The following is an 18668-nucleotide window of genomic DNA, read 5'->3' as shown; positions in this document are numbered from 1 at the left end:
GGTGTCAGTGACCTTTTTGTAGTGACAGAAGTAATTTCAGGCACTGAGAAGGAGCGTCAGTGCCCTGTTTGTAGTGGCAGGAGACATTTCGGGCACTGAGAGGAGGTGTCAGTGACCTTTTTGTAGTGACAGAAGTAATTTCAGGCACTGAGAAGGAGCGTCAGTGCCCTGTTTGTAGTGGCAGGAGACATTTCGGGCACTGAGAGGAGGTGTCAGTGCCCTCTTTGTGGTGACAGAAGAAATTTCAGGTACTGAGAAGGAGCGTCAGTGCCCTTTTTAATGCTGCTAGTTAGCTTTCAGTCATACCTACTCTCATGACCAAAATCAGACAACTTTTTGTTCGGACTTAATTTAGGCTGGTCGGCGTGCCATTTTTCAAACCAGTTATAATTTCAGTCAATTTCTTGTTGAATTGGCGGTATTTTCTGGTTGGTACCTGGTGGGCCACCTTTTTTATAATGATGATTTCCGCATCAGGAACCCGCCTTTTATACAAACGGACATGCTTATTGTTAAAATCGCGTGCACCATATATGAGGTAAAATGGGACTTTCAACTTCTTCAGCCTGTCCAGACAGGAAAAGTGGAGTGATTCATGATAACAATGAAACCATGTAATTTTATTGGCCTTCAATATATGCTTGTACATCATGCGGCGGACATGCTGATCAGGGGTGTGGGCGGTTGCCAGCCCTTTTGCCAGCAACTTCGGGTAGTGTTTTGCCATATACATGCCGGCAATGTGTTCATACTTAAGCAGATAGGAATGCACTTCGGGGAAGCCGCCGCATAATACTAGTGCCATCGTCCTATCGGGATAATTCAATCCAAACTCCTGCACCACATTTCCCCCGGAGGAATATCCGCAAATCACTGCCTTTTGGATTCCAAGATGGTCCTGCAATGCTGCAATCTCGGCAGCATAGTCCAACGCCGTAAAAAACGTTTTTTCTGTCTCTGTATCCCCATGCCCGCCCAAATCGGGAAGGATCAAGCGGAACCGCTGCCCAAGGGGGCGCTGGTAATGGAAAACCTTCCGTCCCATTGCAGGGGGATGAATCATGATGAGCGGTGTTCCTGTTCCATGTTCTTCATAATACATTTTTCCATAGCGTAATGGACAGTATGGCAATAAAGCCCACTCCTTTCCAAAGGTTTATAGCCATATTTTTAGCCATATAGACTTATCATTCCTCAATTGGCCGCTTGCATACGGCATTGCAATGTCCCCCTGAAGCAGGCATAAAAAAAGCGGGTGCTCCCCGCTTTAACTTTGCTGAGTCCTAGGTTTTCCCGGATCGCAATCAGGCTCCTTCAAACCCGTCGATTCAGCCACTTTTGTCAAATAATAGCATTCTTCCCTGTACATATGATCTGCCATTAACGGCGAAATGGCACTCAGCACTTGGTTATTCAGTTCCATTTCTTTCAATTCCTCAAGGAAACCCATAAAAAGGCGCATCTCCAGAGTTACGTTATTATTCATTCGCTCCAATGCGGGAAATGAAGGAAGATTGGCCCTTAAGAAGCCCGCCATTTCAACCGCTTTGAGATAAAAATCCATGAAATGTTTTGTATATTGATCGCTTTTTTCTTTAAGCCTTTTTTCTGTCAAATCAAGATTATCAGAAATGCTTCCAGCATGACCGACGGCATCTTGCAGCCAAAGTAAATGATGGTGCAATTCGTGGAAAATCGGCGGAATCTCCGAGCGTTTAAGATACTCGAGTACGCGAATATATTCTTCTACTTCATTGACCATATGGTTGACAAAGCTTGGAGTAAATTGGATGGTCACCCTACCCGTGAGCATCTTAGCTATCAGCTCCAGCTTAAAGGCCCTAATCTTTTTTGCTTCTTCATCCGCTTTTCTGGTTAACATTAGCAGGTCTGAACTGCCCACATCTTCAAGCAGCTGGTCAAAGACCGCAATAAAATTCTCAGCCTTAGCAATTTCCTCTTTTTCTGCCGGTGACAGCGCATCTTTTAAAAAACGGCCATGATCGCCAAGCACCTGCAGCCAGAATCTATGTTCAAATAATGCTGCCTCCTTAAAGTCTTTTCCCATCCCAACCTCCTCCTTTACATTCATAAAAGGATATCAGCAATTCAGGGAAAATATGTCTGTCCATGGATAAACAGAATGCAAAAAGGCAGACCATTCGTCTGCCTTTTGTGCTATTTAACAGGCTTCTTTAAAATTCCAAGCAAGACAGCCGTCACGATCGACCCTGCAAAAATCGCTGCCAGGTACAATAACCAGCCGCCTTCTACCAAAGGGGCCACGAACAGGCCGCCATGAGGCGCGCGAAGGCTGATATCAAACATCATTGTCAGGCCCCCGGCCACTGCCGCGCCTGCCATTGCGGATGGAAGGACACGAAGCGGGTCTGCAGCCGCAAATGGAATCGCACCTTCTGTAATGAAGGACAATCCCATGATGTAGTTAGCCTTGCCTGCGTCTCGATCCTGCTTGCTGAATTTGTTTTTAAACAAAGTCGTTGCAATGGCAATTCCAAGTGGCGGAACCATTCCAGCTGCCATGATAGCCGCCATAGGTTCGTATACGCCGTTTGCCAGAAGGCCAGTCCCAAACACATAGGCTGCCTTGTTGACAGGACCGCCCATGTCAAAAGCCATCATTAACCCAAGTACGATTCCAAGCAAGACAGCGTTGCCAGTACCCAGCCCGGACAGCCAGCTGGATATGCCTTCATTCAAGGCTCCCACAGGCTCGTTGACGAGGTACAGCATCAAAAATCCTGTTAGTGCGACACCAAAAAGCGGGTAAAGCAAAATGGTTTTAATTCCCTCAAGGGAAGAAGGAAGTGAGGCAAATGCTTTTTTCAGTCCAACAACTAGATATCCTGCAAGGAATCCGGCAACCAGGCCGCCAAGAAACCCTGCACCGCCGGCAGCTGCCAGCAATCCGCCTACCATGCCCGGAGCAAAACCAGGCCTGTCCGCTATGCTCATTGCAATAAAACCGGCAAGTACTGGCACTAGCAGCCCAAATGCTCCTGCACCGCCGCCGATATCCATCAGCGCTTTGGCAATCGGGTGGTAGGAAGGATCGTTAGGATCGAATGCATTATAGCCAAACATGAAGGAAATCGCTATGAGTATACCCCCGCCGACAACAAACGGAAGCATATTGGAAACACCGTTCATCAGGTGTTTGTAGATTGTGGAGCCTGCCGACTTTTTCCCTTCTTCCTTAACTGGACCTTCCGTGCCGCCTTTATATACGGGGGCTTCTTTACGAACCGCCTTCCGAATCAGTTCTTCAGGTTTTCTGATTCCGCTTGCAACTGCCGTTTCAATGACTGGCTTTCCTGCAAACCGGCCCATTTCAACCTTGGTATCCGCAGCCACAATGACAGCAGCTGCCCGTTCGATATCTTCTGCCGTAAGGACGTTTTTCGCCCCTCCGGAGCCATTGGTTTCTACTTTTATATCTACTCCAAGTTCAGCGGCTTTTGCCTTTAAAGCATCCGCTGCCATATAGGTATGGGCGATGCCTGTCGGGCAGGCTGTCACTGCGACTATAAAGTCCTTTTGGGTGGAAACGTCCTTGTCCTCTTCCTTTTCCTCTTCCTTTTCCTCTTCCTGGTCATAGCTGTTGATAATATCAATAACTTCCTCCTCTGAGACTGCATTCATCAGCTTTTCCCGAACTTCAGCACGCATGAGCATTCCCGACAAACGGGCCAGTGCTTCAAGATGGGTATTGTTGGCACCTTCAGGGGCAGCAATCATAAAGAATAAATGAGCAGGCTGCCCATCCAGGGATTCATAATTGACACCTGCCTCCGATTTTCCAAAGACGATAGCCGGTTCCTTAACAGAAGCAGTTTTAGCATGCGGTATGGCGATTCCATCTCCTACTCCAGTCGTGCTTTGTTGCTCTCTATTCAGGATGGCTGCCTTGAAACTTTCACGGTTATCTATTTTCCCAGCATTGTGCAAAACTTCAACAAGGCTGTCAATCGCTTCAAGCTTGCTTGTTCCTTTCATCGAAAGAAGAACGGTGTCCCTAGTAAGCAATTCTGTGATTCTCATAGTTTCTCCTCCTTATTTTATCCTGGTGACATGAATCTGCTGCAGCAAATCCTCTGCTGTTTCCCTGGACCCGAGACCGATGGAAAAGGCCGTCGCGCTCCCAGCGGCGACGCTGTATCGAAATGCTTCGTCAATGGAAGTCCCGCTGGTATATTTGCCTAAAAAGGCCGCCACCATGGAATCGCCTGCTCCAACAGAACTCTTCATTTCCCCTTTTGGAACATTGGCAGCAAAGGCAGCCTGTCCGGTAATCAAAACAGCACCCTTGTCCGCAAGCGAAACGATAACATTTTTTGCTCCCATCTCCTGGAGCTTTCTGCCGTAATGGGCAGCTTCTTCACAAGTATGAATCTCTCTTCCAAAAAACTGCCCAAGTTCATGATGGTTTGGTTTGATTAGGAATGGCTGATAGCCGATAATTTTTTTCAGGATGCTGCCTTCCGCATCCACAACAAACTCTGCCCCTGCCTCATTGCAGATCGTGACAAGTTCTTCGTAGATATTTTCTGGCATCCTTGCAGGTATGCTTCCCGCCAAGACAAGAATGTCATTTGAACCAAGCTGGCTGATTTCCCTTTTAAGGTCTTGAAGATTTTCAGCGCTGATGTTTGGCCCCTGGGCATTGATTTCTGTTTCTTCCTTTGCCCTCAGCTTAATATTGATCCTTGTATCTTCTTCCACTTCGATGAAGGAGGTTTTCACACCTTCACGATTCAAGCATTCTTTCACATACGCTCCGGTGAAACCGCCAACGAATCCTGTTGCAACACTATTAACTCCCATGGAGAGAAGGACTCTTGAAACATTGATTCCTTTCCCACCGGGAAACTTTGCCTCAGCATTGGTTCGGTTCAGATTCCCCAGTTTCACCTCTTCCAAGCCGACAATATAATCAACTGACGGATTTAAAGTAAGAGTGTATATCATGATGTCACAACCTTTATGATAGTATGAGCCGAATAGATTTCCTTTGTTTCCTGATCCAAATCATCTGTAATAATCGCAGCTTGATCAATTTGTGCTATTTTCGCAAAGGCAATTTCCGAAAATTTGGAGGCATCAGCCAAAACAAATACTTCCCTGGATAAATCCATCGCTTTTTGTTTAATAAAAGCTTCTTCCTGGTCAGGTGTTGTAAAGCCAAATTGATGGTGTATACCATTAACTCCTAAAAAACATTTATCAAAGCGATACTGATCGAGGCTTGCAAGGGCCCCTCTGCCGATCATCGCCTTTGTATTTTTCTTGGCAAATCCGCCAAGGATATAAGTGTTTATATTTCGTTCAAGCAGAGGCAGGAGATGCAGCAGACCATTTGTTACGACAACAATATCTTTATCAGGCAAAAAAGGAATCATTTCATAGGTAGTCGAGCCTGCATCCAAGAAAATGGAATCTCCTTCTTCTACAAGGCTTGCAGCATATCTGGCAATCCTTTGCTTTTCATGAAGGTTTTTGGAAGATTTTTCGATCATGCTGGGTTCCTGGAGCTTCCCTTGAAGCCTTGCTGCACCACCGTGTACCCTTTTTAGGAATTTGCTCTGCTCCAGCTGGGTAAGATCGCGTCGGATCGTTGATTCCGAGGCACCAGTAAGCTCAACTAGTTCCTGGATTTTCACTACTGATCTCTCTTTTACCAACTGAAGGATCATGCTCTGGCGTTCAGGTGTAAGCATTTGTTCAACTCCCCTTCATCGTTTGGTAAGCTCATTATAATGTAACCGTTAACAGGTTTCAATCATTTTCTGTCAAAAACAATCAATTTATTTCATATTCACTCATAACCTAAAAGGCTTTTGTTTAAACTATTAAAACCAGCAAGGATGAAAGAATATTTGCTATATTCATAAAATATATGATACAATCAAAACACAACATATGGTTGATAACCCCGAAAAAGCGGCTATATGTTGATACTTTTCTGTTGAAGGTCTCTATTTCTTTTTCCCATCTGAAAATTTTCAGATGGTCTTTTTTTGTAATGATATTAACTGTTTTCAAATAGCCATAACATGGATAAAATAGTGTGAAAAATGACACAGCTTTATCATTGCCTCTATGGTATCCTCTCTATAGATACAAGAATGAGGTGAATATGATGGTACTTGCAGTTGAACAAAACGCTAAGAAATCCAGCCCTTTGGCACCAGCACCCTTCTCCAGAAACAACCCTTATATGGCATCCGTCCTGCAAACTTACAATTTAAATGGATACGGCTCCCGGAAGGAAACAAGGCATATTGTACTATCGTTAAAGGGGTCCGGACTCGGCTATGCACCAGGCGACTGCCTTGGCATCATTCCGTCAAATGATCCCGAGCTGGCCGGTGCCATCCTTGCCGAAATGAAATGGGATCGAGATGATAAGATCACCATTAATAAAAACGGTGATAAAATGCCGCTGGAAAAAGCGCTCACAAATTATTTCGAAATCACCCTGCTAACGAAAAAAATCATGCAGTCAGCAGCTGGTTTAACCGAGAATTCCCAGCTGAAAGAACTTGTTAGTGCAGAAAACGCGGCCCAGCTGAAGGATTATATCCAGGGGCGGGACCTCCTTGATATGCTTCGGGATTTTGGGCCGTGGAGCGCCTCTGCCCAAAATGTGATCGCCCTTCTGCGAAAAATGCCGCCTCGTCTCTATTCTATTGCCAGCAGCCTGAAAGCCCATCCTGATGAAGTACACCTGACAATTGGCGCAGTCCGTTATACGGCCCATGGCCGCGAACGAAAGGGGACCTGCTCCGTGCTATGTGCGGAACGGCTTGAAATTGGCGATAAGCTCCCTGTTTTTGTCCAGCCTAATAATCACTTTAAACTGCCACAGAACAAGGAGGCAGATATTATTATGGTTGGCCCAGGCACCGGGATTGCCCCTTTCCGCTCTTTCATCCAGGAAAGGGCGGCAGCAGGCTCGACAGGGAAATCATGGCTGTTCTTTGGGGACCAGCACTCCGCAACGGATTTTCTTTATCAAATTGAGCTGGAGCAGTATTGGAAAAAAGGTGTGCTTACAAGATTGGATGCCGCTTTCTCCCGGGATACAGAGCAAAAAGTCTATGTGCAGCATAAAATGCTCGAAAACAGCAAGGAGCTGTTTGCCTGGCTGGAAAACGGAGCCTGCTTTTATGTCTGCGGAGATAAGCAGAACATGGCAAAAGATGTGCATAACACACTTCTCCATATCATAGGGAAAGAAGGGTCCATGACCCAGAAAGAAGCGGAAGAATATCTTCTTTCTCTTCAAAAAGAAAAACGTTACCAGCGTGACGTATATTAAAGATAGAGTTCTGTTCCTGCTCTGTCTGAAAAATAGAGCGGAAATCTCCATTCTGTGCAGGGAGATTTCCGCTCTTATTTTTCGTTTGCCATCTCTTTTCATTAGAAAATTAAGCCTCTGAAACAGGCACCCGGAACAAATGCCTACATATACTGGGTAGAAACAGTTGGGAGAGAATCACTAAATGAGGTGAAAAAATGTTTTACCATGTGAAAGAGCTGCAGTACCGCGCTAAACCCGAAAGGCCTGACCCGCTGTTTGCCAAACAGCTGCAAGAAATTCTGGGAGGTCAATTTGGCGAAATTTCAGTCGCTCTGCAATACCTGTTCCAAGGATGGAGTGTCCGGGGGAATGGTAAATACAAGGATTTGCTTATGGATACTGGGGCCGAGGAACTTGCACATATTGAAATGCTGGCAACAATGATTGCCCGGCTCCTGGATGGGGCGCCAGTCGGCGATTTGGAGGATGCCGCAAAGGATCCAGTCATAGGTGCGATACTCGGAGGGATGAACCCACAGCATGCCATTGTCTCAGGTCTTGGTGCAATGCCCGCTGATTCTGTCGGCAATCGGTGGACAGCGGACTACATCATCGCGAGCGGAAACCTGCTGGCCGATTTCCGCTCAAACCTTAATGCAGAATCCCAAGGCCGCCTTCAGGCTGTCAGGCTGTATGAGGCAACCAATGACCGGGGAGTCAAGGATATGCTGTCATGGCTGATTGCCCGCGATACGATGCACCAGAACCAGTGGATCGCTGCGATCAAGGAACTGGAAGCAAAGGAAAATGTCGTCGTTCCAAGCACCTTCCCGCGTGAGCTTGAAAAACGCGAAGTGGCGTATACCCTGTTCAATTATTCAAGGGGGAACGAAAGTGCTTCCGGCCGTTGGGCACAGGGGACTAGCATGGATGGCCTCGGAACTTTCAATTATGTTGAGAATCCTGTTCCTTTTGCCAAAAAACCGGTGTTGAAGCCAGCTCCTCCTTATATCCATGATACACTCCCTGCCGTCCTCAGGGAAAACAGCGGAATGCTTCCGCCAAGCACGGAATAAGCTGAAGCTTACGATAAAAAGACCTGGGGAATGCCCCAGGTCTTTTTCCATCTGTCTATATTTTCATGATGCCGCCCGTGCTGGCAGAGGTAACTAGCTTGGAATAACGGGCCAGATAACCTGTTTTCACTTTTGGTTCGAATCCTTTCCAGTTCGCCTTGCGCACTTCCCATTCTTCTTCAGGAACTTGGACATCCATTGTGCGGTTCTCAATATCAATGACAATATGGTCCCCATCTTCAACAAATGCAAGCGGTCCGCCCTCGGCTGCTTCTGGTGAAGCATGACCGATGGACAATCCGCGGGATGCGCCGGAGAAGCGGCCATCGGTGACTAGCGCTACCTTGGGGCCAAGTCCCATTCCGACAATTTGGGAGGTCGGTGCCAGCATTTCCGGCATTCCCGGACCGCCTTTTGGTCCTTCATATCGGATTACCACAACATGTCCGGCTTTCACCTTGCCCTTTGAGATGCCTTCCAGTGCATCTTCCTGTGATTCAAACACAATTGCAGGGCCTTCATGCTTTGTAATTCCATCCTGTACCCCGCCTGTCTTGATGATCGCACCATCGGGAGCCAGATTGCCGAAAAGAACCGCAAGCCCGCCCTTTTCTGTATATGGATTGTCAATTGGACGAATTACATCGTGGTTTTTCACTTCACATCCGGCAATATTTTCACCAAGAGTTTTTCCGGTAACCGTCAATGTATCCAGATGGAGCGCTCCCTCTTTCTTGGAAAGCTCATATAATGCTGCAGAAACGCCGCCTGCTTCATGCAGATCCTCAATATGGAAATCGGACGCCGGAGCAAGTTTTGAAAGATGTGGAACACGCTCTGCCACCTCATTGATTCTTTCGAGAGGATATTCAATTTCAGCTTCATTTGCTAATGCAAGCGTATGAAGAACTGTATTTGTAGATCCTCCAAGTGCCATATCCAGGGCAAAAGCGTTGTCAATTGCCTTCTCCGTCACAATGTCCCTTGGCCTAATATCTTGCTTCACAAGGTTCATCAGTTGTTTGGCAGACTCTTTGACAAACTCCCTGCGTTCAGGTGAAATTGCCAGGATCGTTCCATTCCCTGGCAGCGCAAGCCCCAGCGCTTCGGACAGGCAGTTCATCGAATTCGCCGTGAACATGCCGGAACATGAACCGCATGTCGGACATCCAAACTGTTCTAATTCTTGCAGCCCCTTGTCATCCAATTTGCCAGATTGATAGGCTCCGACTCCTTCAAAAACGGAAGATAGCGATATTTTTCGGCCATCACTAGTGACACCCGCTTTCATTGGACCGCCGCTTACAAAGATCGTTGGAATATTCAGGCGCAGTGAAGCCATCAGCATTCCAGGAGTGATTTTGTCGCAATTTGGAATGCAAACCATGCCGTCAAACCAGTGGGCTGCCACTACTGTTTCAACAGAATCGGCGATGATCTCACGGCTTGGCAATGAGTATCTCATTCCAATGTGACCCATAGCAATCCCGTCATCGACTCCAATTGTATTCATTTCAAATGGAACTCCGCCTGCTTCGCGGATCGCATCTTTGACAATTTTACCGAACTCCTGCAAATGGATATGGCCAGGAACTATATCAATATAGGAGTTTACGACTGCGATAAACGGTTTGTCGAAATCTTCCTCCTTTACTCCGGCCGCACGCAGCAAGCTTCTGTGCGGCGCACGGTCAAAACCCTTCTTAATCATATTACTACGCATTTCAGCCATGATTCTTCCCCCTTAACTATTGCAGAAGATTAAGATATTTCACTATATCTCTTCTTGAATAATATTATTAATTTAACACTTTATCTCGTATTATGCAAAGCAAAATTCTGATAAATCTGAACATGAAAACGTTTTTATGGGTGGATTATTAAATATTTTGCGTCAGATGGATAATTCAGAATAGTTAAACTTTGAAAAAACGACAATTATCCCTTTTTTTTTTCAAAACCTGTGCTATAATTCTTTTTGTAGCCAGGAAATACACAACGCGGATGTGGCGGAATCGGCAGACGCGCTAGATTCAGGTTCTAGTGGTAGCAATACCGTGGGGGTTCAAGTCCCTTCATCCGCATATAGAAGAGGCATTGGGATCATCCCAATGCTTCTTTTATTTTCAATAATCGACTAACATCTCCACTATCTATAAAAAAACAGCCGCCCGCAACGGGCGGCTGTTCGTCTTGCTAGCCGGTAATATTCAGGCTGTGGTTATTGACCACTTCCAGTTCTTTTGTCGTTTCTTCCATTACACTATTACAAATCGGGCATGCCGGAACTGCACTGCTTTTAAAATTGTCACGAACCCAGCAGTTACAATCATCTGATGTACAAACCCAAATTTTTGTTTCCGCAGTGACAATCTCTTCAGGAAGTTTTCTTCCAAATGCCATTACCTCACGCTCCATTTCATGTTTTGTTTCCTGCTAATTAAATAATAAAAAAAACTCATTTATTATAAAAAGCTTTCATCCAACTTCTTATAATAAATGAATTTTCTCCAAATTTAATCTCTCCTCCTATCATAACACAGTTTGGATTATTTTCCAAAGGCTTCTGCTTCACTTACGGCTTGTACTTTATTGGCCAACCCTCTAATAATATGCTCAAGTTAAAATAAAATACTCGTGATTCGAAAAATTTTATCTTTTTGCTGCCTAATGCGATGCTCCTTCATACTGCAAACGGTACCGGAATATATTTGTACAAGCATCTATTCAGGAAACGTATGGAGGTAGCCATCTTGAGTGTTTTTCTAAGTTACGTATTTTTAGGTTTATCACTGGCCGCACCAATAGGTCCGGTGAATGCTGCCCAAATGGATAAAGGAATAAAAAGCGGCTTCCTGCATTCCTGGCTTTTGGGCCTAGGGGCGCTGACCGCTGATATCGTGTACATGCTTGCCGTTTACATGGGCTTGGTACACTTTTTGGAAACCCCTTTTATGCAAAGCTTCCTTTGGCTATTCGGCTTCTTTGTGCTGATGTATACGGGCATTGAGACCATTATCGGCGCAGGCAAGGTTGAACTCGAGGCACGTGGACAATCGGATTCAGGATTTAAATCCTTTCTGTCAGGCTTCCTGATGTCCATTTCAAATCCGCTGACTATTTTATTCTGGCTGGGCATCTACGGTTCTGTTCTGGCAAAGACAGCAACGGAATACGGAACCGAGGAATTGATTCTCTACAGTTCAGCCATCATCCTGGGGCTGGTGATCTGGGATCTTGTAATGGCAGGCATCTCCAGCAGCGCCCGTATGCTGCTCACTGCCCGGATCCTCGCATTCGTTTCCATTCTTTCCGGTCTATCGCTGATTGGATTCGCAATCTATTTTGGGGCACAGGCGCTAAAACTATTCTTCTAATAAAAAGTCCAGGAGGAAGCCATCCCTGGCAAGGGAATTTTTTAAAAAAATGGTACAGCCCACGTCTCCTTCACCAGGAAACGCCGGCTGTTTGTCAGTTGCAGGCTCTGGCAACCAATCCCATGAGACCTTACTGATACCGCGGACGCGGCACCTTTATTTCTCTTTCCTTTTCTTTTTTCTTTTTCCTTTTATCAACCGCATTTTTTAAGAACAGAATCAACCCAATCACCCCAAGGAATAAAAGGGATATAAAAAAGCCAGGCCTGCTTGTTTTTTCAAACAGGGTCCCGCTGACGGCTGCGAGAATCAGGATGATGCCCCCATATCGCTTTATTTGGTCGAAGCTGGTCAATTTTATTACCTTTTTATAGGAAAAGAGAAGAAAGAGCCAGTTATAAATTAACATTAAGCCCGCTGCAGTAGTCAAATACTCATAGATACGGTCAGGCATGGCAAGTGCCAAAATGATGGAGGTGATCAGCCCTAGAATGGTAAGACCAAGGGCGAAGTGGGGAACCTTCAGTTTCCCCTTTTTAGCCAAAATCTCCGGTGCATCTCCATCCTTGGCAAGTGTAACGATCATGCTTGTCACTGCAAATAGCGAGGCACACATCGTCGAGAAACCTGCGACAATCATCGCTCCATTGAATAGATGGGGGACGAATGGCAGCTTGTAATGATCCAGGGTGGTTACGAATGGGCTTTCTTTTGTACTGAAATCATTAACAGGAACCAATATCACTGTCAGCGAGATGGCCAATAGATAAATGGAGGCCAGCAAAAGAAGCATCACTTTACCTGCTTTTGGAGAATCCTTCTTATTTTTCAGTCTGGGAGCCATAATCCCCATAATTTCAATTCCTCCAAAGGCATAAAAGGCAAATATGAGTGCCGTCCACAACCCCATGTATCCGCCAGGCAGGAAGTTATCGAAGGTTCTTGCCAGATTGACTTCATGTCCTGCACCATTAAACACTCCAAAAACCGCCAATGTTGCGATGATGAGGAACATGAATATCGCTGCAACCTTTATGATTGCAAAGATATTTTCCATCTTCTCGAATCCTCTTGTCCCAGTCAAAACAACGGCAAGGCCCAAAACCGCAAACCCTGTGGCAAAAACCCATAGCGGGGTGTCGGGAAACCAGAACCGGGAAAACAGGGATAAAGCGGTCAATTGGCTTCCCATGATCAGAAGCTCTGAACTCCAATAGACCCAGCCGCTCGAAAATCCTGCCCAATGACCATAGGCCTTTTTGGCGTAAGAGCGAAACGAGCCTTTCTGCGGGTCCTTTGCCGACATTTTCGCCAAGGCATCAAAGACAAAATATGTTCCTGCAGCGGCAAGTGCAAACACAATAATGGCTGAGGGCCCTGTTATGGTGATGGCGAGGGCAGAACCAAGAAAAAAACCTGTGCCGATTATGCAGCCGATGCCAATCATTGAAAGCTGCCACCACTCCAGTTTTGCGTCTTTTGCCGAGCCACTTTTACTCATTGTCATCCCTCCCTAATCAAATGTTATTCTTTGATTCAGAGGAACTATTTATGTAACGGAAAACACCCTAGGGGAATTCGCAAACTAACCGAAAGAGGATTATGTTCAGAAAGCAATAAAAAAGAGAGTGACATTTACACTCTCTTTTAGGCTATATGGCATTAGGATGGGGAGTAATCACAATATTCGGTTCCGTAACAGGGTTGGGCATACCCTTTACCAAGTTTATTTTTCCGTATTTATTTTTGAGTTCCGCCATTGGCCCAAACTCAATCGCCCGCTGTGGACAGGTGGTTACACAAACCGGCGCTTCCCCTTTTTCCCTGAGGTCCAGACAACTGTCGCATTTCGCCATCTTTAAGAGATTTTTATTGAATTGAGGCGCACCGTATGGACACGCGCGTACGCAAAACCTTGTTCCAATGCATTTCTCCTGGTCGACAATGACAATTCCGTCCACCTCCCGCTTTACGATGGATTGGGTCGGACAGCTTGGCAGACAGGCTGGAGACGTGCAATGATTGCATGAAATTGAAAAATAATAGCCGGTAACTGCCGGTATTATAGTGCTGCCATCCACGGTAAATGCTCCATTCTCGAATTCATAGACGCGCCGGAAATTCATCCCCGTGTCCAAATCGTACTTGTCCTTGCAGGACACTGAGCAAGCCTTACAGCCCACACAGCGGCTTTGGTTAATGTAAAAGCCCATCTGTTGCATCTTTTAATCACTCCTTTGCTACGCTTTTTTTACATCGACCAAATTAGTAAGCTGTGGATTGGCCTTTGCCAGTGATGTAGGCCGCTGTGCAGTTAGAACATTGACAGAACCCCGCTGGTCGATTCCTGTTTGGTCCGGAGTGAACCATGCCCCCTGAGGAATGCCTGCCACACCCGGCATTATTTTTGCTGTCACTTTCACATCGATATAAATTTCGCCCCTGTCATTAAAAACCTTTGCCCTGTCCCCGTCTTTTATCCCCCGTGCTTTTGCATCTTCAGGATTCAGCCACATTTCCTGCTTGGCTGCTTCTTCAAGCCAGGGATTGTTATCGTGGGTAGAGTGGCACCTCCGTTTATAATGCCAGCTAATCAGCTGGAGAGGGTATTTTTCCTTCAGCGGGTCTTCAGGTCCTTCCCATGCAGGGACATACTTGCCAAGTGCCGGTATTTCATCATGCTTGTTCATATCCCAAAGTGCCTTCGAAAACAATTCTATCTTTCCGGATGGTGTCTCGAAGGGGATCTTCCCTTCAACCTGGTCCTTAAATCCCACAAGGGGTTCCTCAAAGGAGAATTGGTATATGCCCTTTTGGCTGAACTCCTCAAAAGATGGAAAATCCGGGTCCATTTCCTCCCTCGTCCTGTCAATGCTTACCTTAACCCAGTCCAGCATTGTTTTTCCTCCGGTAAACTCCTCTTTCAATCCGAAATGGGCGGCGATATCGGCAAAAACATCATATTCATTCCGGCATTCATAAAGAGGCTCAATGGCTTTTCCGCCAAATACAACATAGTCTCCGTAACACCAGGGAACCCCTATGTCCCAGCGTTCAAAAAATGTTGTTCCCGGAAGGAGGATATCGGCAAATTTGGCACTCGGTGTCATAAAAATATCGCTCACTACAATAAATTCGACCTTGTTTTCATCTTCCAGCATTTTAGTTGTTTTATTAATGTCCGAGTGCTGATTTACAAGCATGTTGCCTGCAATATTGAAAATCATTTTGATATTGGAGTCCAGTTTGTCAACTCCCTCCAGGCCGTCTTCGGGTGTCAATTCCGTGCCTCTCTCCACGGCTTGGGTCCATAGAAAGCATGGAATGGATGCTTTTACCGGATTCTCGAAGGTTATTGGATAGACAACGCCAGAACGGGACCAGTAGCCTGTTCCAGCTGCCCATCCGCCCAATTTGCCTACATTGCCTGTCAATGATGCAAGCTGGGCTCCTCCGCGGATAACCTGCTCGCCGTATGCATGCCTCTGGGGACCCCACCCCTGCATAAGGGCTGCAGGCTTAGCAGTGGCATAATCCCTTGCTACCTCCTTGATCTTGGCTGCGGGCACTCCGCAAATTTTTTCTGCCCACTCCGGGGTTTTAGCCACTCCGTCCTTTTCTCCAAGGAGATAACTTTTTAAAGATTCCTTCCCTGGTACACCTTCCGGCATTTGTCCCGAATCAAATCCAAGGCAATGCCTATCTACAAATTTCTTGTCATACAGGTTTTCTGTTACAATCACATAGGCCATTGCATCCATCATGGCGTTATCCGTCGTCGGCAAAATCGGAATCCACTCATCGGCAAACCCTACTGATGTATCAGTGTATCTAGGGTCAATCACAATGATTTTGGCCCCGCGTTTTTTTGCTTCACGCAAAAAATGCATATAGGGAGTCGAATTGATCATTTCGGCAGGATTTTGGCCCCAAAGGATCATATACCTTGTATGCAGCAGGGAGTCGAAACTGCTGCCCGAGTTATTGGTTCCATAGGTATATGGTGTAGCTATATTTGCTGCGCCGGAGCTGTAATCATTTCTATAATTCAAATACCCGCCCGTCATCGCCAGCAGCTTTCTTGCCATGTTCCGGCCGCTGAACAGCCCCCATGACTGGCCTGAAGCATAATTAACATACCTTGATGCTGGACCATATGTCTCACCAATCCTCTTCATTTGACTGGCTATCGTTTCAATTGCCTCTTCCCAGCTGATTCTTTCAAACTTTCCTTCTCCCCTTTTGCCGACGCGCTTCATCGGATATTTTAAACGGTCAGGATGATACAGCATTTTCCGGTATCCTCTCCCCCTAATACAAGCACGCATTTGCGGAGTGAGGGGGGGTTCTACGCTTTCATCCGTGCTGAGCCTGACTACCGTCCCATCCTTGACATGTGCTCTAATGACACAACGGCCGCCACAATTATTGATGCTGCACGTTGATACGATGGTTTCAGGAGTATCTTCAAGTGTTGATGCTGTGTGGGGTCCACCTTTTTCCTCCAGGAATTTCTTTGTGCCAATCCCGCCGATAATAGCAGGAACCCCGATGGCACCTGTCCATTTTAAAAAGGGCCGTCTCCTCATTTTTTTATTGAGCATGTCTTCCATCTCGTAATGGTCCATAATCATCCTCCTCCAATCGCCAGCCAATATTTGTGATGTTTTTCACAAGTATGCACAAGAATTATTCAGTTCCCTTTCCCTTAGCTTCATTTTATCTTTCCGGCTGCTGAACAAATAGAGCGCCTGAAAAGCTTTCACACATCTTTCAAAAGTATATGAATACGGCGTTCATAATTTAATGGTTGTTTTGGGCCGCGTCCTGAGAGTTGATTGTTTTATTGCCTTTCGATATATAATAGGATGAGAAACTAATAAAAGGATGATGAATGAATGAACATTACCGGACATACTGTAGAATATCTCGAGGACCCCTTTGGCCTTCTTTCCGGAGATCGGTACGAATTCTTTTTAAATATTGAAGTGGATGAGGAAGATGAACTTTACACTGAGAACGGACTCCAGCTTAAGGTCATTTATTCTGTAGGGGATGAAGGTTCCAAGATTCTGCAATATTATTTTATGGAAAGCGCCAATGAAAAAGTTCTGGACTTTGCCCTGGAAGACGAGGAAGAAGGACTTGTAGCGGCCTATTGCCAAGAGCACTTGCCCAATGAAGAGGAATAAAAAAAAGCAGGAATGACTCCTGCTTTTTTTATTCCTCCATTTTTCGTCCTTCCTCCACGATATGGTACATCAGGTGAGCGAGATGGTGCACCGGTCCATATGCTTCTTCCTCTTCGCTCGTTTCCTCATTGAATTCGAGGTCATTTAGGTATAAAGCGGTGAATTCATAAAAATCTTTCAACTCAAAGCCATAGCATGCAGTGGGATCCTCATTGTCTTCCTCATATTGCAAAACCAAATAGGAAATATTCCCTTCACTGTCCGCTCCATCAAAAAAGACAAAAAACCCAATATTAGTGTCAAGTTCAAATAAATGTCTCGTGCCCCCTTCTGTGACACGCTCGAAATCGGCCTCATCAAGTTTTTGTACCGTCATCTGTTCAACCTGGTCTTCCGCATGGAAATTCACTTTAAAGGATTTCATTCTAGCCCTCCTTATCTTATTGCAATGTTATTTTGCTCTCGTTCTTTCCTCGCTACTCCTTGTCAGGATAGTAGATGTGGTGTGCTTCGATAGTATTTCCTAGGTTTATCAAACCGAAGGAAAATTTTCCTTGCCGGCGCTTATCGGTTGCCGACCCAGGATTAAAAAGGATTACTCCATCTTCTTCTTTATACATAGGAATATGAGAGTGACCAAAGATGATACAATCGACCTTTTCACCGGCAAATGCGGATTTCGCTCTGTTTACTGTGCTTTTTCCTCTGCCGTGTCCATGAACGACTCCAATTTTAAATCCTTCGATGGCGACCAATTCCCGGCTGTTCAGCACTCTTCCCAGCTCTGGACTGTCCACATTTCCAGTTACACCCGTCACATTGCCATAGGCTGACAGTTCCTGGTAAACCTCGAAAGTCTGCCAATCTCCTGCATGGATGATCAAGTCCGCAGTTTCCATTTCACAAATGAGAGGCTGCGGGAATTTCTTGGCCCTTTTGGGAATATGGGTGTCCGAGACGACAACGATTTTCATGGCTTCTCATCCTCTTTTATGTCCACTGTTCCCGTCCATCCTTCATAGTAACCATTTTAACTCAGTTTTTCCTTTTATATTCGGTCACATCATAATAGTCGCGGGTTTCACGATAATCATTGAACTCAACATCCAGGTCATGGAAATACCGGTGCAGCTTTAACAGAGTCTGCTTATCCTTGGCCCCCGACTCTACTGCCTGTGCATATCCCTGGATTTGTTTCAAATCCTTTTGCAGGGCAGGATGGTCGGTTTCGACCTCTGTCATCACACCCAGGATTTCTTCGGCAATCTTTTTCTGTTCGGGCCAGTCTACCGTATCAATACCGCCCCAGCCCAAAGAATCATTATACTCTTTATGATAGTGATCAATAAAGTCCCCAACACTGTTATACCCATTTACTTCCCCATCATCCTTGAACTGGGCAACAGTTTCAGTTGCAGCCGTCCCCTCCCCTGATTTCTCCATCTTTTCACCTGTCTTCAGGGAATAGTATCCATAATAGGCTCCTGCAATTACCCCAATGATTCCAATAATCATGATGCTTGTTTTCCAAATTGATTTTTGTTTCATCCCACTGAGCCCCCTGTTTTTCTACCCGATTCCTATTAATTTTGACATTCAATAGCCATGTTCCTTTTAAAACTACCAATTTCCCTCTTTTCTTCAAACAAAAAACTGCCAACAATTGTCAGCAGCCTTTCATGCAGCTAATTTAATGGAT

General features: G+C 45.7%; 17 protein-coding genes and 1 tRNA gene. 5 read left to right on the top strand and 13 right to left on the bottom strand.

The genetic code is table 11. From position 1 onward, the window contains the following. Window positions 1–346: 346 nt before the first annotated feature. The 5 genes from WQ57_RS15210 to WQ57_RS15190 form a co-directional block, all read right to left on the bottom strand. Window positions 347–1132, bottom strand: a complete 786-nt coding sequence (locus tag WQ57_RS15210; RefSeq protein WP_241481553.1) for an alpha/beta fold hydrolase — start codon at window positions 1130–1132, stop codon at window positions 347–349. A gap of 135 nt (window positions 1133–1267) precedes the next feature. Beyond that, a complete protein-coding gene (locus tag WQ57_RS15205) occupies window positions 1268–2068 on the bottom strand; it encodes a DUF2935 domain-containing protein (protein ID WP_046524633.1) in 801 nt (266 codons plus the stop codon). Window positions 2069–2178: 110 nt separating this feature from the next. After that, entirely contained in the window at window positions 2179–4062 is a 1884-nt protein-coding gene (locus WQ57_RS15200) for a PTS fructose transporter subunit IIABC (RefSeq protein ID WP_046524632.1), read from the bottom strand. A gap of 12 nt (window positions 4063–4074) precedes the next feature. Beyond that, complete coding sequence (pfkB, locus tag WQ57_RS15195) at window positions 4075–4989, bottom strand: 1-phosphofructokinase (protein ID WP_046524631.1); 915 nt, start codon at window positions 4987–4989, stop codon at window positions 4075–4077. Beyond that, window positions 4986–5738: a DeoR/GlpR family DNA-binding transcription regulator gene (locus tag WQ57_RS15190; RefSeq protein ID WP_046524630.1), complete on the bottom strand. Its 753-nt coding sequence runs from the start codon at window positions 5736–5738 to the stop codon at window positions 4986–4988. The genes pfkB and WQ57_RS15190 overlap by 4 nt, the downstream gene beginning before the upstream one ends. 419 nt (window positions 5739–6157) lie before the next feature. Between WQ57_RS15190 and WQ57_RS15185 the strand changes: the two genes are divergently transcribed. Continuing rightward, the gene (locus WQ57_RS15185) at window positions 6158–7342 is read left to right on the top strand and encodes a sulfite reductase subunit alpha (protein ID WP_156183158.1); all 1185 of its coding nucleotides are present in this window, start codon (window positions 6158–6160) and stop codon (window positions 7340–7342) included. A 197-nt stretch (window positions 7343–7539) separates the two neighbouring features. Next, window positions 7540–8400 carry a manganese catalase gene (locus WQ57_RS15180; RefSeq protein ID WP_046524629.1) on the top strand — a complete coding sequence of 287 codons (861 nt, stop codon included), beginning with the start codon at window positions 7540–7542 and terminating at the stop codon, window positions 8398–8400. Between the two features lie 55 nt (window positions 8401–8455). Here WQ57_RS15180 and ilvD read toward each other — a convergent pair whose 3' ends face one another. Further along, on the bottom strand, window positions 8456–10132 hold the full coding sequence (ilvD, locus tag WQ57_RS15175) for a dihydroxy-acid dehydratase (RefSeq protein ID WP_046524628.1): 1677 nt from the start codon (window positions 10130–10132) through the stop codon (window positions 8456–8458). A 268-nt stretch (window positions 10133–10400) separates the two neighbouring features. On the opposite strand from ilvD, the gene WQ57_RS15170 reads away from it, so the two are divergent. Beyond that, window positions 10401–10484: transfer RNA gene (locus WQ57_RS15170), tRNA-Leu, on the top strand. Between the two features lie 112 nt (window positions 10485–10596). On the opposite strand, the gene WQ57_RS15165 is transcribed toward WQ57_RS15170, so the two are convergent. Further along, on the bottom strand, window positions 10597–10803 hold the full coding sequence (locus tag WQ57_RS15165) for a cold-shock protein (RefSeq protein WP_046524627.1): 207 nt from the start codon (window positions 10801–10803) through the stop codon (window positions 10597–10599). Between the two features lie 350 nt (window positions 10804–11153). On the opposite strand from WQ57_RS15165, the gene WQ57_RS15160 reads away from it, so the two are divergent. Then, complete coding sequence (locus WQ57_RS15160) at window positions 11154–11777, top strand: LysE family transporter (RefSeq protein ID WP_046524626.1); 624 nt, start codon at window positions 11154–11156, stop codon at window positions 11775–11777. 130 nt (window positions 11778–11907) lie between these two features. Here the strand turns inward: WQ57_RS15160 and WQ57_RS15155 are convergent, their stop codons facing one another. The 3 genes from WQ57_RS15155 to WQ57_RS15145 all read right to left on the bottom strand — a co-directional run bounded on the left by WQ57_RS15155 (window position 11908) and on the right by WQ57_RS15145 (window position 16405). Continuing rightward, complete coding sequence (locus tag WQ57_RS15155; RefSeq protein ID WP_156183157.1) at window positions 11908–13284, bottom strand: amino acid permease; 1377 nt, start codon at window positions 13282–13284, stop codon at window positions 11908–11910. Window positions 13285–13429: 145 nt separating this feature from the next. Further along, a complete protein-coding gene (locus tag WQ57_RS15150) occupies window positions 13430–13999 on the bottom strand; it encodes a DMSO/selenate family reductase complex B subunit (protein WP_046524624.1) in 570 nt (189 codons plus the stop codon). An 18-nt stretch (window positions 14000–14017) separates the two neighbouring features. Beyond that, a complete protein-coding gene (locus WQ57_RS15145; protein WP_241481552.1) occupies window positions 14018–16405 on the bottom strand; it encodes a DMSO/selenate family reductase complex A subunit in 2388 nt (795 codons plus the stop codon). Window positions 16406–16675: 270 nt separating this feature from the next. Here WQ57_RS15145 and WQ57_RS15140 point away from each other — a divergent pair, with 270 nt between their 5' ends. Next, on the top strand, window positions 16676–16969 hold the full coding sequence (locus tag WQ57_RS15140; protein ID WP_046524623.1) for a DUF6509 family protein: 294 nt from the start codon (window positions 16676–16678) through the stop codon (window positions 16967–16969). A 28-nt stretch (window positions 16970–16997) separates the two neighbouring features. Here WQ57_RS15140 and WQ57_RS15135 read toward each other — a convergent pair whose 3' ends face one another. The 3 genes from WQ57_RS15135 to WQ57_RS15125 form a co-directional block, all read right to left on the bottom strand. Next, on the bottom strand, window positions 16998–17393 hold the full coding sequence (locus WQ57_RS15135; RefSeq protein ID WP_046524622.1) for a cytosolic protein: 396 nt from the start codon (window positions 17391–17393) through the stop codon (window positions 16998–17000). 52 nt (window positions 17394–17445) lie between these two features. Further along, on the bottom strand, window positions 17446–17943 hold the full coding sequence (locus tag WQ57_RS15130; RefSeq protein WP_046524621.1) for a metallophosphoesterase family protein: 498 nt from the start codon (window positions 17941–17943) through the stop codon (window positions 17446–17448). A gap of 61 nt (window positions 17944–18004) precedes the next feature. Then, complete coding sequence (locus WQ57_RS15125; RefSeq protein WP_046524620.1) at window positions 18005–18517, bottom strand: hypothetical protein; 513 nt, start codon at window positions 18515–18517, stop codon at window positions 18005–18007. Between the last annotated feature and the right edge of the window lie 151 nt (window positions 18518–18668).

Source organism: Mesobacillus campisalis (assembly GCF_000986785.1).
In the GTDB taxonomy this organism is placed as follows: Bacteria; Bacillota; Bacilli; order Bacillales; family Cytobacillaceae; genus Mesobacillus_B; species Mesobacillus_B campisalis.
The sequence above is the reverse complement of the archived record's forward strand: the minus strand, read 5'-3'. Positions and strand labels throughout refer to the sequence as shown.

Coding starts and splice junctions, on each gene's coding strand:
- ilvD (WP_046524628.1), bottom strand. CDS start 10,132: ATGGCTGAAATGCGTAGTAATATGATTAAGAAGGGTTTTGACCGTGCG.
- WQ57_RS15205 (WP_046524633.1), bottom strand. CDS start 2,068: ATGGGAAAAGACTTTAAGGAGGCAGCATTATTTGAACATAGATTCTGG.
- WQ57_RS15155 (WP_156183157.1), bottom strand. CDS start 13,284: ATGACAATGAGTAAAAGTGGCTCGGCAAAAGACGCAAAACTGGAGTGG.
- WQ57_RS15200 (WP_046524632.1), bottom strand. CDS start 4,062: ATGAGAATCACAGAATTGCTTACTAGGGACACCGTTCTTCTTTCGATG.
- WQ57_RS15135 (WP_046524622.1), bottom strand. CDS start 17,393: ATGAAATCCTTTAAAGTGAATTTCCATGCGGAAGACCAGGTTGAACAG.
- pfkB (WP_046524631.1), bottom strand. CDS start 4,989: ATGATATACACTCTTACTTTAAATCCGTCAGTTGATTATATTGTCGGC.
- WQ57_RS15165 (WP_046524627.1), bottom strand. CDS start 10,803: ATGGCATTTGGAAGAAAACTTCCTGAAGAGATTGTCACTGCGGAAACA.
- WQ57_RS15190 (WP_046524630.1), bottom strand. CDS start 5,738: ATGCTTACACCTGAACGCCAGAGCATGATCCTTCAGTTGGTAAAAGAG.
- WQ57_RS15185 (WP_156183158.1), top strand. CDS start 6,158: ATGATGGTACTTGCAGTTGAACAAAACGCTAAGAAATCCAGCCCTTTG.
- WQ57_RS15130 (WP_046524621.1), bottom strand. CDS start 17,943: ATGAAAATCGTTGTCGTCTCGGACACCCATATTCCCAAAAGGGCCAAG.
- WQ57_RS15145 (WP_241481552.1), bottom strand. CDS start 16,405: ATGGACCATTACGAGATGGAAGACATGCTCAATAAAAAAATGAGGAGA.
- WQ57_RS15140 (WP_046524623.1), top strand. CDS start 16,676: ATGAACATTACCGGACATACTGTAGAATATCTCGAGGACCCCTTTGGC.
- WQ57_RS15150 (WP_046524624.1), bottom strand. CDS start 13,999: ATGCAACAGATGGGCTTTTACATTAACCAAAGCCGCTGTGTGGGCTGT.
- WQ57_RS15125 (WP_046524620.1), bottom strand. CDS start 18,517: ATGAAACAAAAATCAATTTGGAAAACAAGCATCATGATTATTGGAATC.
- WQ57_RS15180 (WP_046524629.1), top strand. CDS start 7,540: ATGTTTTACCATGTGAAAGAGCTGCAGTACCGCGCTAAACCCGAAAGG.